General features: G+C 61.4%; 11 protein-coding genes. 3 read left to right on the plus strand and 8 right to left on the minus strand.

Translation table 11 applies throughout. From position 1 onward, the window contains the following. Nucleotides 1–40: 40 nt before the first annotated feature. The 7 genes from HU720_RS22705 to acs form a co-directional block, all read right to left on the minus strand. Nucleotides 41–1,261 (minus strand): aspartate aminotransferase family protein, encoded by a 1,221-nt coding sequence (locus HU720_RS22705; protein WP_186523159.1) that lies wholly within the window; start codon nucleotides 1,259–1,261, stop codon nucleotides 41–43. Nucleotides 1,262–1,591: 330 nt separating this feature from the next. Beyond that, entirely contained in the window at nucleotides 1,592–2,572 is a 981-nt protein-coding gene (gene argR, locus HU720_RS22710) for a transcriptional regulator ArgR (RefSeq protein ID WP_186523161.1), read from the minus strand. A gap of 91 nt (nucleotides 2,573–2,663) precedes the next feature. Beyond that, nucleotides 2,664–3,428, minus strand: coding sequence for an ATP-binding cassette domain-containing protein (locus HU720_RS22715; RefSeq protein ID WP_186523171.1), 765 nt, complete (start codon nucleotides 3,426–3,428; stop codon nucleotides 2,664–2,666). Between the two features lie 22 nt (nucleotides 3,429–3,450). Beyond that, nucleotides 3,451–4,149 (minus strand): ABC transporter permease, encoded by a 699-nt coding sequence (locus tag HU720_RS22720; protein ID WP_186523173.1) that lies wholly within the window; start codon nucleotides 4,147–4,149, stop codon nucleotides 3,451–3,453. After that, nucleotides 4,146–4,835 carry an ABC transporter permease gene (locus HU720_RS22725; protein ID WP_186523174.1) on the minus strand — a complete coding sequence of 230 codons (690 nt, stop codon included), beginning with the start codon at nucleotides 4,833–4,835 and terminating at the stop codon, nucleotides 4,146–4,148. Before HU720_RS22725 ends, HU720_RS22720 begins: the two co-directional genes overlap by 4 nt. Before the next feature lie 91 nt (nucleotides 4,836–4,926). Further along, nucleotides 4,927–5,712 (minus strand): ABC transporter substrate-binding protein, encoded by a 786-nt coding sequence (locus HU720_RS22730; protein WP_186523175.1) that lies wholly within the window; start codon nucleotides 5,710–5,712, stop codon nucleotides 4,927–4,929. A gap of 495 nt (nucleotides 5,713–6,207) precedes the next feature. Next, the gene (acs, locus tag HU720_RS22735) at nucleotides 6,208–8,169 is read right to left on the minus strand and encodes an acetate--CoA ligase (protein WP_186523176.1); all 1,962 of its coding nucleotides are present in this window, start codon (nucleotides 8,167–8,169) and stop codon (nucleotides 6,208–6,210) included. A gap of 408 nt (nucleotides 8,170–8,577) precedes the next feature. On the opposite strand from acs, the gene HU720_RS22740 reads away from it, so the two are divergent. Next, nucleotides 8,578–8,832, plus strand: coding sequence for a DUF2790 domain-containing protein (locus HU720_RS22740; protein ID WP_186523177.1), 255 nt, complete (start codon nucleotides 8,578–8,580; stop codon nucleotides 8,830–8,832). Nucleotides 8,833–8,907: 75 nt separating this feature from the next. Here the strand turns inward: HU720_RS22740 and HU720_RS22745 are convergent, their stop codons facing one another. Beyond that, the gene (locus tag HU720_RS22745) at nucleotides 8,908–10,467 is read right to left on the minus strand and encodes a sigma-54-dependent transcriptional regulator (protein ID WP_186523178.1); all 1,560 of its coding nucleotides are present in this window, start codon (nucleotides 10,465–10,467) and stop codon (nucleotides 8,908–8,910) included. A gap of 254 nt (nucleotides 10,468–10,721) precedes the next feature. On the opposite strand from HU720_RS22745, the gene phhA reads away from it, so the two are divergent. Further along, complete coding sequence (gene phhA / locus HU720_RS22750) at nucleotides 10,722–11,510, plus strand: phenylalanine 4-monooxygenase (RefSeq protein WP_186523179.1); 789 nt, start codon at nucleotides 10,722–10,724, stop codon at nucleotides 11,508–11,510. Between the two features lie 39 nt (nucleotides 11,511–11,549). After that, entirely contained in the window at nucleotides 11,550–11,906 is a 357-nt protein-coding gene (locus HU720_RS22755) for a 4a-hydroxytetrahydrobiopterin dehydratase (protein WP_186523181.1), read from the plus strand. The last annotated feature ends 187 nt before the right edge of the window (nucleotides 11,907–12,093 follow it).

Consider the following 12,093-nt stretch of genomic DNA (forward strand, 5'->3'; position numbering starts at 1 on the left):
CCCCCCCCCCCCCCCCCCCCCCCCCCCCCCCCAAGGCCGGTCAGGCCTGGGCCAACTGCTTGACGGCGCGTTCGAAGCGGTCCAGACCTTCATCGATATCGGCGTCTTCGATCACCAGGCTTGGGGCGAAGCGCACAACGTCAGGGCCAGCCTGCAGCACCATCACGTTTTCTTTTTCAGCGGCGTTGAGCACGTCCTTGGCCTTGCCCTTCCAGGCATCGCTCAGCACGCAGCCGATCAACAGGCCGACGCCGCGCACCTGGGAGAACAGGCCGGTTTCCTGGCCGATTTTTTCCAGGCGCGACTTGAAGCGGGTGTGTTTGGCCTTGATCCCGGCGAGGGTCTCAGGGGTGTTGACCACATCCAGCACTGCAGCGGCCACGGCGCAGCCCAGCGGGTTGCCGCCATAGGTGGTGCCGTGGGTACCGACCGCCAGGTGGCTGGCAAGCGCGTTGGTGGTGAGCATGGCGGCAATCGGGAAACCGCCGCCCAGGCTCTTGGCGCTGGACAGGATATCGGGGGTAACGCCGTAGTGCTGGTAGGCGAACAGCGAGCCGGTACGGCCAACGCCGGTCTGCACTTCATCGAAGATCAGCAGCGCATTGTGCTCGTCGCACAGTTTGCGCGCGCCTTGCAGGTAGGCCAGATCTGCCGGCACCACACCGCTCTCGCCCTGGATCGGCTCGATGACCACGGCGCAGGTCTTGTCGGAAATCTGCGCCTTGAGCGCTTCGAGGTCGTTGTACGGGACGTGGCTGATGCCGGTGATCTTCGGGCCGAAACCGTCGGAGTACTTCGGCTGGCCGCCAACGCTCACGGTGAACAGGGTACGGCCGTGGAAGCTGTTAACGGTGGCGATGATCTCGTGTTTGTCGGCGCCAAAGCGGTCGTGGGCAACACGGCGGGCCAGCTTGAAGGCGGCCTCGTTGGCCTCGGCCCCGGAGTTGCAGAAGAACGCGCGGTCGGCAAAGGTTGCGTCGACCAGCTTGTGCGCCAGGCGCAAGGCCGGTTCGTTGGTGAAGACGTTGGAGACGTGCCAAAGGGTGTTGGCCTGGTCGGTCAGCGCCTTGACCAGCGCCGGGTGGCAATGGCCGAGGGCGTTGACGGCGATGCCGCCGGCGAAGTCGATCAGCTCGCGGCCCGACTGGTCCCAGACTCGGGAACCCTCGCCTCGCACAGGAATGAAGGCCGCCGGCGAATAGTTGGGAACCATGACCTGGTCGAAATCGGCACGTTGCACCGGGGCTTGCTCAACGGACATCTGAGTCTCCTGAAGAGGAACGCTGGCCTGGAAGTGGCGAGCGATGGGGGGATTGTAAGGACTGATCGGCGCCTGTCCTTGCTGCCAGGCGACAACTTGTTACAGCGCCAAACCCTGTTTTACCAAGGCTTTCGGCAATGCGACAAACAGTGTCGCAATCGCGCAGTGTACTGGCAGAGCGGGGCTGGGTGAACGGGTGGTCACATTTAGAAGATGGTTGCCTGTGCTGGCCTCTTCGCGGGGCAAGCCCGCTCCCACAAGAGCCTGGCAATTTGCATGGCGTAGGAGCGGGCTTGCCCCGCGAAGAGGCCAGCCCAGGCAGCAAAATAATCAGCCCTTTTCGGCCGGTGCCGAACTCAGCTCGAACGGGCTGCTGCTGCGGCGCTGGTTGCGGTCTTCGCGCGGGGTGGCGCCAAAGAAATTGCGATAGGCGCTGGAGAAGTGCGGCCCTGAAGAGAACCCACACGACAGCCCGATCTGGATGATCGACTTGCTGGTCTGCATCAGCATCTGGCGCGCCTTGTTCAGGCGCAGCTCCAGGTAATACTGGCTCGGCACGCGGTTCAGGTACTGCTTGAAGATCCGCTCCAGCTGCCTGCGCGACACACACACATGCTGGGCAATCTCATCGGTGGTCAGCGGCTCTTCGATGTTGGCTTCCATCAACAGCACAGCCTGGGTGAGCTTGGGATGGCTGGAGCCCAGGCGGTTCTGCAGCGGAATACGCTGACGCTCGCCGCCTTCGCGAATGCGCTCGACCACCAGCTCCTCGGACACCGCGCCAGCAAGCTCGGCGCCATGATCACGGGCCAGCACCGCCAGCAGCAGGTCGGTGACGGTCATGCCGCCGCAGGCGGTCAGCCGGTCACGGTCCCAGTCGAACAGGTGGCTGGTGGCAATCACCTTGGGATAGCGCTCGGCAAAGTCGTCCTGCCAGCGCCAGTGCACTGCCGCCCGATAACCATCGAGCAAGCCCAGCGCGGCCAATGGATACACCCCCGCCGACATCCCACCGATCATGCAGCCACCACGAGCAAGCTGCTTGAGCGCCGCAGACAGCGCAGAATTCATCGGCCCGGGCGGCTCGTCAGCCAGCAGAAACAGCTTGTGACAGCCGTCCAGGCGGCCATTCCAGGCCTCGCCCGGCAAGCGCCAGGCGCCCTCCTCGGCAGGCTCGGCCTGCAAGAAGGTCAGCTCGTAGGCCACATCCGGATGCACCCGCTGCGCCACCAGCAACACCTCTTCGGCCAGCGCCAGGGTCAGCGGCCGGGTGCCGGGCCAGATGAGAAAGCCGATTCGCTGGGTGGTCATAGGGCGTGATCCGAAACCTGAGAAAGGGTGGCGCCGGAGCAAACTGCGCGCGTTGCGCAGCATGCCCCAAACTGGTGCAAAAGTGCAGCCTTTACTTCAGGCTACCGGAGAGGAACTGACGCAGCCGGTCCGACTGCGGGTTGACCAGCACTTCGCGCGGGCAGCCACGCTCTTCGACCACGCCTTTGTGCAGGAACACCAGCTGGTTGGACACCTCACGAGCAAAGCCCATTTCGTGGGTCACCACCACCATGGTGCGGCCTTCCTGGGCCAAGGCCTGCATAACCTTGAGCACATCGCCGACCAGTTCCGGGTCCAGCGCCGAGGTGGGCTCGTCGAACAGCATCACCTCAGGCTCCATGGCCAGTGCCCGGGCAATCGCCACACGCTGCTGCTCGCCACCGGACATATGGCCCGGGAAGGCGTCCTTGCGATGCGCTACACCCACCTTGGCCAGGTAGTGCTCGGCTTTTTCCAGTGCTTCCTTCTTGCTCACGCCGAGCACGTGCACCGGCGCTTCGATGATGTTTTCCAGCGCAGTCATGTGCGACCACAGGTTGAAGTGCTGGAACACCATCGACAGGCGCGAGCGCATGCGTTGCAGCTGCTTCGGGTCGCCCGCCTTGAGCGCACCATCCGTGCCGGCCACCAGCTTGAGCTCTTCGTTGTTGAGCAGGATACGGCCGGCATGCGGCTGCTCCAGCAGGTTGATGCAACGCAGGAAGGTCGATTTGCCCGAGCCGCTGGAGCCGATGATGCTGATCACGTCGCCTGCCTTGGCTTCGAGGGAGACGCCCTTGAGCACCTCATGGCTGCCGTAGCGCTTGTGCAGGTCTTGGATTTGCAGTTTGTACATGCTGTCGGTTCTCACAGAGCGGTCAGTGCTTGCGCGGCGCCAGATAGCCGAGCCAGCGGCGTTCGGCCATCTTGAACAGGCGCACGAGGATGAAGGTCAGGCACAGATAGAACACGCCCGCCGTGATGTAGGCCTCGAAAGGCAGGTAATACTGGGCATTGACCGTGCGCGCAGCGCCGGTGATGTCGATCAGGGTGACGATCGAGGCAAGGCTGGTGGTCTGCAGCATCATGATCACTTCGTTGCTGTACTGCGGCAGCGCGCGGCGCAGCGCCGAAGGCAACAGGATGCGGCGGTACATCTTCATGCGCGACATGCCGATGGCCTTGGCCGCCTCGATTTCACCGTGCGGCGTGGCGCGCAGGCTGCCGGCGATGATCTCGGCGGTGTAGGCGCTGGTGTTGACGGCAAATGCCAGGCACGCACAGAAGGTTGCGCTGGACAGCAGCGGCCACATGAAGCTCTCGCGCACCGCCTCGAACTGGGCCAACCCGTAATAGATCAGGAACAGCTGCACCAGCATTGGCGTGCCGCGGATCACATAGGTGTACAGCCAGGCGGTCATGTTCACCAGCGGCTGCTTGGAAACCCGCATCAGCCCCAGCGGAATAGCCGCCAGCAGGCCGAAGAACAGCGACAGCGCCAGCAGCTTGAGCGTGGTCAGCAGGCCGCCGATGTACAGCGGCATGGCCTCCCAGATGACGTTGTAGTCGAAGATCATAGCTCTGCCACCTTGACGCCCACCGAGTAGCGCCTTTCAAGGGCCTTGAGCGCCAGCAGCGAGACACTGGTCAGCACCAGGTACATGGCCGCGACCGCCAGAAAGAAGGTGAAGGGTTCGCGGGTGGCATCGGCCGCCTGCTTGGCCTTGAACATCATGTCCTGCAGGCCCACCACCGAAATCAGCGCGGTGGCCTTGGTCAGGACCAGCCAGTTGTTGGTGAAACCCGGGATCGCCAGGCGGATCATTTGCGGCACCATGATGCGGAAGAACACTTGCACACCGCTCATGCCATAGGCCGCGCCGGCTTCAGCCTGGCCCTTGGGGATACCCATGAAGGCACCACGGAAGGTTTCCGAGAGGTACGCACCGAAGATGAAGCCCAAGGTGCCGATGCCGGCCGCCAGAGGGTTCAGGTCGATGTAGTCGTCATGGCCGAGCAGCGGCGCCACGCGGTTGAGGAGGTCCTGGCCGCCATAGAAGATCAGCAGGATCAACACCAGGTCAGGGATGCCACGGATCACCGTGGAATACAGATCACCCAGCCAGGCCAACCAGCGCACCGGCGACAGGCGCAGCGCCACGCCGATCAGGCCAAGGACGACGGCCAGGGCCATCGACGACAGGGCGAGCTGTAGCGTCAGCCACGCCCCATCGAGGATGACTGCCCCATAGCCTTTCAACATGTTCGGGATTCCTCAGGGCTTGGGAATGAAAAATGGTGCAAACCTCAGAGCCTCTGCTGTTTGCACCATTGCACAGGTGAAACTCGACGATTTACTTGGCGTCAGGGCCGTAGATGTCGAAGCTGAAGTACTTCTTCTCGATTTCTTTGTACTTGCCGTTGGCACGGATGGCATCGATTGCGGCGTTGATGCGCTCGGCGTTGGCGGTGTCGCCCTTGCGTACGGCGATGCCGATGCCGTCACCGAAGTACTTCACGTCGGTGAACGCTGGGCCAACGAAGGCAAAGCCCTTGCCGGCGTCGGTTTTCAGGAAACCGTCTTCGAGCAGGGTGGCGTCGGCAACGGTACCGTCCAGACGGCCAGCGGCGACGTCGAGGTAGATTTCGTTCTGGGTACCGTAAGGCACGACAGTGGCGCCCTTCGGAGCCAGCACTTCCTTGGCGAAACGGTCGTGGATCGAGCCACGCTGCACGCCGATTTTCTTGCCCTTGAGTTCATCCAGGCTGTCGCTGACGGTAACGGCCTGCTTCATGACCAGACGCGCCGGGGTGAGGTAGTAGCGCTTGGTGAAGTCGACCGACTTCTTGCGGTCTTCGGTGATCGACATGGACGACAGGATGGCGTCGATCTTGCGCACTTTCAGTGCCGGGATCAGGCCGTCGAACTCTTGCTCGACCCAGGTGCACTTGGCTTTCATCTCTTCGCACAGGGCGTTGCCGATATCGTAATCGAAGCCGGCGATGCTGCCGTCAGGCTGCTTGAAGGCGAAGGGAGGGTAGGCAGCTTCGATGCCGATCTTCAGCGGCTTTTCATCGGCTTGCGCTACCAGGGAAAACACGGAAAGCGCCAGGGCGCCGAACAGTGCGAGCTTCTTCATCAGGTGACTCCATCGGTACGGGGCAATCCAAGGCAGTTGCAACAGCTGCCCGATATGCAAATGGGTACAACGCGAGCCGCGCAGGTTTCGACCAAGGTCGCAGACCACGAGCGAGTGAGTGGCATTCTAGCGACAGCCCGGAAGTCGATATTTCTTCAAAGCGACAACTAGTTATAGAAGCGCCTGAAACTGCGGCGGGCGATGTTGACAGCTCTTGCAAATTATGCAAGCGCAAAAAGAAAATAACCTTTATCCAAAGCAATAAGCGCGCCCATTATTGGCAAAGCCTTGTATTCCGGCAAGTGTAGCGTGGCACCTAAGGTGAATCAGGCAGCAAAATGCACCTTGGCAGGGCGTGGCTGTTCCCTCACGCCCCACTCTGTTGCGAAAAACCCGCTAGCGGCGGTTACCGATGTATGTCGGGGTAACAGTGTCCCAGTAAAGCAAAAACCCCGCCGGTTGCCCGACGGGGTTTGTTTCAAGGCTTGACTCGGCTTACGCCGTGGCCAGGTTCATCGCCTTGTGGGTGTCGATCAGGTGCTGCACCACGCCTGGGTCGGCCAAGGTGGAGATGTCGCCCAGCGAATCGTACTCGGCCGTGGCGATCTTGCGCAGGATACGGCGCATGATCTTGCCCGAACGGGTCTTGGGCAACCCAGGCGCCCACTGGATGACATCCGGCGAGGCGATCGGGCCGATTTCCTTGCGCACCCAGTTTTTAAGCTCCAGGCGCAGTTGCTCGCTCGATTCCACCCCGGCATTGAGGGTGACGTAGACATAGATGCCCTGCCCTTTGAGGTCATGCGGCACACCCACCACCGCAGCTTCGGCAACCTTCGGATGGGCAACCATGGCGCTTTCGATTTCGGCGGTACCCATGCGGTGGCCGGAAACGTTGAGTACGTCGTCCACCCGGCCAGTGATCCAGTAGTAGCCATCTTCGTCGCGACGGGCACCGTCACCGGTGAAGTACATGCCGCGGAAGGTTTTGAAGTAGGTGTCGACGAAGCGGTCGTGGTCGCCGTACAGCGAACGCGACTGGCCTGGCCAGGAATCGAGGATCACCAGGTTGCCCTCGGCGGCGCCGTCGATCAGGTTGCCCAGGTTGTCCACCAGCGCCGGCACCACGCCGAAGAACGGACGGGTAGCCGAGCCCGGCTTGAGCGCGGTGGCGCCAGGCAGCGGGCTGATCAGCACGCCGCCAGTTTCGGTCTGCCACCAGGTGTCGACGATCGGGCAGCGCTCTTTGCCGACCGTCTTGTAGTACCAGTTCCAGGCTTCCGGGTTGATCGGCTCACCCACCGAACCCAGCAGGCGCAGGCTGGAGCCATCAGCGCCGGCAACCGCCGCCTCGCCCTCGGCCATCATCGCGCGGATGGCAGTTGGCGCGGTGTAGAGGATGTTGACCTTGTGCTTGTCGATGATCTTCGACACGCGGGTGATGTCCGGGTAGTTCGGCACACCTTCGAACAGCACGGTGGTGGCGCCATTGGCCAGCGGCCCGTAGACGATGTAGCTGTGGCCAGTCACCCAACCCACGTCCGCGGTGCACCAATAGACCTCGCCTGGGCGGTAGTCGAACACGCGCTCGTGGGTCAGGGCGGCGTACAGCAGGTAACCGCCGGTGGTGTGCAGCACGCCCTTGGGCTTGCCGGTGGAGCCGGAGGTATAAAGGATGAACAGCGCTTCTTCGGCGCCCATTTCTTTGGGTGCGCAGTGGCTGGAGGCAACCTTCATGAGGTCTTCGTACCAGATGTCACGGTGCTGGTGCCAGGCGATCTCGCCACCGGTGCGCTTGCACACGATGATCTTCTGCACGCTGCTGGTTTCAGGGTTGGTCAACGCCAGGTCGACGTTGCCCTTGAGCGGCGTACGGCGCCCGCCACGCACGCCTTCGTCGGCAGTGATGACGACCTTGGACTTGCAGTCGATGATGCGACCAGCCAGCGCCTCAGGCGAGAAGCCGCCGAACACGACCGAGTGGATGGCGCCGATACGGGCACAGGCCAGCATGGCCACCACGGCTTCCGGGATCATCGGCATGTAGATGGTGACGACGTCACCACGGTGCACGTCCTGACCACGCAGGGCGTTGGCGAACTTGCACACTTGCTCGTGCAGCTCGCGGTAGGTGATGTTGCGGTGCTCGGAAGGGTCGTCGCCTTCCCAGATTATTGCCAACTGGTCGCCGCGCTCTTCGAGGTGGCGGTCAAGGCAGTTGGAGGAAACGTTCAGAGTGCCGTCGGCGAACCACTTGATGTCGACATGGTGGTCGTCGAACGAGGTCTGCTTGACCTTGGTGAACGGCTTGATCCAGTCCAGACGCTGGGCCTGCTCGCGCCAGAAGCCGTCCGGGTTGATCACCGATTGCTGGTACATGGCCTTGTAGGTGGCCTCGTCGGTCAGGGTAGTGGCCGCAACTTCGGGACGAACGGGATACAGTGGAGCCGCACTCATCTGTGTTACCTCGGTGTAATAGTTGTTTTTGTATGGGACCGTTTGTAACTGTACCAGAGCGGTATACACCATTCGACGTTGGTCTTAACACGACGGACCGGCCGCCCCTGCAGCGGCCACGACCGCTCTAGAACGTGGCACGCAGCCAGCACCTCGAATACCGGGCCGAATGCGCCAGGCGATTGTTACGGATTCTGCCAACAGTCTTTATCAAAACCCGCTCTGTTTCGGCGGCAGGCAGCGCCCTAGAATTCACCTCGCCAGCAACGGCAACGCGATTAACTTCAGGTAACAGCCCCCACGAAGGCACCCGTTAATCTGCGTATATCCTGATCGATAAAACATGTTGTATTCGCGGCGCCACAAGCGCTGCGAGCCCCCTCACGACCTTAGGCAGGTAACTTTAAAATGAAAGCTTTACTGGTATTGGTACTGGGTAGTTTTTGCGGCGCGGCAATGGCGGGCGAAGCAAAAGATGCCCAGCACATTCCGGTTGAACAATACACGTACTCCCAGCACCTGGACATCGCCCGTGTTATTTCCATGAGCGAAGTACCTAATGTCTGTGAAGTTGTACCCGCCCGCATGACCTATGAAGACTCCAAGGGCCAGCGGCACGTCCTTGAATACCGCGTAATGGGCAATGGCTGCTCCAACGGCTAAGCCTTGCATGGGGCCCCTTTGGGGCCCTTCGCCGTTAAATGACCAGCGCCCGCCACAGGGTAACTTCAAGGCCGTTCAATCTGACGATTTGCCCAGCGCGTGATCACGCAACTTGTTGGCAATGGTCGTATGTGAAACCCCCAGTCTTTTACCCAGCGCACGGCTACTTGGAAACTCGCCCAGCAAACGTTCAAATACCGCTTTTTCGAAGCGCCCGACAATATCCGAAAGATCCCCCTCCAGCGAGAACTCACCCAACGGCTGGCGCGCACCATATTCAGGCAAACGAATATGTTCGCTTTTAACAATGCCGCCCTCACACAATGAGACCGCCTGAAACAATACGTTCTCCAATTGCCGAACATTCCCCGGCCATTGGTAGTGCAAAAGTTTGTCGAACGCCGCTGGCGCCAGGCGCGGCAGCGGGCAGCCGATTTGCCGGCTGGCCTGATCGAGAAAATGCTCGACCAGCCCTTGCAGGCCATCCATGCACTCGCGCAGCGGCGGAATATGCAGCGACAGTACGTTGAGCCGATGGTACAGGTCCTGGCGAAACTCACCGCGTGCGCACAATTCGGACAAATCGACCTGGGTCGCGCAGATGACCCGCACATCCAGGTAAACCTCTTCATCGCTGCCTACCCGGCGAAAGCACCCGTCCTGCAAAAAGCGCAGCAGTTTCACCTGCAGCCGCGGGCTCATCTCCCCTACCCCATCCAGGAACAATGTGCCGCCAGCGGTAAGCTCGAGCAAACCCAGCTTGCCCTCGGCCCGCGCCCCTTCGAACGCCCCTGGGCCATAGCCGAACAGCTCGGTTTCGGCCATGGACTCCGGCAGCCCGGCGCAGTTAAGCGCCATCAGCGGTGCCTGGCCGCGCGGGCTGGCCAAGTGGCAGGCGCGCGCCAGCAGCTCCTTGCCGGTGCCGGTTTCGCCTTCGATCAGCAGCGGCGCATCCAAAGGCGCCATGCGCCGCGCCTCGCGAACCACCGCAGCCATTACCCGCGAACTCTGGAAAATGCTGTCGAAGCCGCGCAGCTCTTGCTTGCGCACGTTGTAGATGCGCTCGCCGATGCGGTCGGCGCGGTGCAGCGTCAGCACCGCGCCCGCCAGGGCCTCGCTGTCATCGTGCTCGGACTGCAACGGGGCGATATCAGCCAGAAACACATCGCCCTTTACCTTGACCCGCAGGCCATTGATGCGCGACTGGTTGGCGCGCACCAGCTCCGGCAAGTCGAAGTCCTCGACGTAACGGGCCAGCGGCAAACCCGGCACCTCATCCACCCGCACCCCGAGCAACTGCGCCGCGCCACGATTGCCAGCCACGATGCTGCCCGCCATGTCCACGGACAATACCGGGAAGTCCAGTGCCCCCAGCAGCGCATTGAGCTCCATGTGGCGCCGCTCGCTGGGCATCAAGCCGACTCGCTTGACCCCGAACACCCCGGCAATCGACTCGAATTTGGGCCGTAACGCCTGGAACTGCAGGTTGATCAGGTTCGGGCAGTGCAGGTAGATGGCATTGCCATGGTCGCCGCCCACCTCGCCGCGCAGCACGTTGATGCCGTACTCCACCAACAGGTTAAGGATGTCGCGAAGGATGCCAATGCGGTTCTGGCAGTGCACTTTGATACGCATGAAAGCTCTCGAAGCGCAGGGGTTTTTAACCGCCGCGCATAAAAGTTGTAAAGATAAGCTGACAAAAATGGCCGTACGGCCCACGTGATGCCCCGAATCTTCCGACACTTGCCCGAAATTGTAAAATTATCGTTACAAAAAGAGGTCTATCCGAGTTTTCTCTCCGCCTGAGAGCTCTTTCCAACCCTCGCCTGTCGAGCTATTCCTGTTGCAAGTCTGCACATAACAAGAAAAGCCCTCACCAGGAGAGCCACATGAAACAGACGCACTACGTGGCCCGCGAGCCCGATGCGCAAGGTTTTATCGACTACCCAGACACCGAGCACCAGGTCTGGAACACGCTGATCACTCGCCAACTGAAAGTGATCGAGGGTCGGGCGTGCCAGGAATACCTCGACGGCATCGAGCAGCTCAAGCTGCCCCATGAGCGCATCCCGCAACTGGGCGAAGTGAACAAGGTGCTCGGCGCTACCACCGGCTGGCAAGTTGCGCGCGTGCCGGCGCTGATCCCGTTCCAGACCTTCTTCGAACTGCTGGCCAGCAAACGCTTCCCGGTGGCGACGTTCATCCGCACCCCGCAGGAGCTGGACTACCTGCAAGAGCCGGATATCTTCCATGAGATCTTCGGCCATTGCCCGCTGCTGACCAACCCTTGGTTTGCCGAATTCACCCACACGTACGGCAAGCTGGGCCTTGCGGCCAGCAAAGAGCAGCGGGTGTACCTGGCGCGGCTGTACTGGATGACCATCGAGTTCGGCCTGATGGAAACCGCCAAAGGCCGCAAGATCTATGGCGGCGGCATTCTTTCCTCGCCAAAAGAGACCGTCTACAGCCTTTCCAGCGAACCTGAGCACCAGGCATTCGACCCGATCGAGGCCATGCGCACGCCTTATCGCATCGACATCCTGCAGCCGGTCTATTTTGTTCTGCCCAGCATGAAACGGCTGTTCGACCTGGCCCATGAGGACATCATGGGGATGGTCCAGCAGGCCATGCAGCTGGGGCTGCACGCCCCCAAGTTTCCACCGAAAGTTGCGGCCTGAGCCGCCCTGTCGATTACAACTCAAAATCGGAAAACAGCCATGAATGCCTTGACTAAAGAACACTGCGAAGCCTGCCAAGCCGACGCACCGAAGGTCAGTGATGACGAACTCGCAACGCTGATCCGCGACATCCCGGACTGGAACATTGAAACCCGCGACGGGCACATGGAGCTTGAGCGGGTGTTCCTGTTCAAGAACTTCAAGCATGCGCTGGCCTTTACCAATGCAGTGGGCGAAATCGCCGAAGCCGAAGGGCATCACCCTGGGCTGCTGACTGAATGGGGCAAAGTCACCGTGACCTGGTGGAGCCACTCGATCAAAGGCCTGCACCGCAACGACTTCATCATGTGCGCTCGCACCGATGAAGTGGCCAAGACCGCAGAAGGTCGCAAGTAACAACGCGTCAGCGGCATCGCAGGCATCACGACTGCCTGCGGAGCCGGTGCCATCCATCGCGGGGCAAGCCCGCTCGGAGCTGGTGCCCGACCGCAACATTGCTGGCTGGTCCCAATCCTGTGGGAAACGATAGTTAGTTGTGGCGAGCGGGCTTGTCCCGCGTTGGGCTGCGCAGCAGCCCTGAAAA

It is taken from the genome of Pseudomonas sp. SWRI51 (assembly GCF_014268825.1).
Classification (GTDB): Bacteria; Pseudomonadota; Gammaproteobacteria; order Pseudomonadales; family Pseudomonadaceae; genus Aquipseudomonas; species Aquipseudomonas farsensis.

Coding starts and splice junctions, on each gene's coding strand:
- HU720_RS22705 (WP_186523159.1), bottom strand. CDS start 1,261: ATGTCCGTTGAGCAAGCCCCGGTGCAACGTGCCGATTTCGACCAGGTC.
- argR (WP_186523161.1), bottom strand. CDS start 2,572: ATGACCACCCAGCGAATCGGCTTTCTCATCTGGCCCGGCACCCGGCCG.
- HU720_RS22715 (WP_186523171.1), bottom strand. CDS start 3,428: ATGTACAAACTGCAAATCCAAGACCTGCACAAGCGCTACGGCAGCCAT.
- HU720_RS22720 (WP_186523173.1), bottom strand. CDS start 4,149: ATGATCTTCGACTACAACGTCATCTGGGAGGCCATGCCGCTGTACATC.
- HU720_RS22725 (WP_186523174.1), bottom strand. CDS start 4,835: ATGTTGAAAGGCTATGGGGCAGTCATCCTCGATGGGGCGTGGCTGACG.
- HU720_RS22730 (WP_186523175.1), bottom strand. CDS start 5,712: ATGAAGAAGCTCGCACTGTTCGGCGCCCTGGCGCTTTCCGTGTTTTCC.
- acs (WP_186523176.1), bottom strand. CDS start 8,169: ATGAGTGCGGCTCCACTGTATCCCGTTCGTCCCGAAGTTGCGGCCACT.
- HU720_RS22740 (WP_186523177.1), top strand. CDS start 8,578: ATGAAAGCTTTACTGGTATTGGTACTGGGTAGTTTTTGCGGCGCGGCA.
- HU720_RS22745 (WP_186523178.1), bottom strand. CDS start 10,467: ATGCGTATCAAAGTGCACTGCCAGAACCGCATTGGCATCCTTCGCGAC.
- phhA (WP_186523179.1), top strand. CDS start 10,722: ATGAAACAGACGCACTACGTGGCCCGCGAGCCCGATGCGCAAGGTTTT.
- HU720_RS22755 (WP_186523181.1), top strand. CDS start 11,550: ATGAATGCCTTGACTAAAGAACACTGCGAAGCCTGCCAAGCCGACGCA.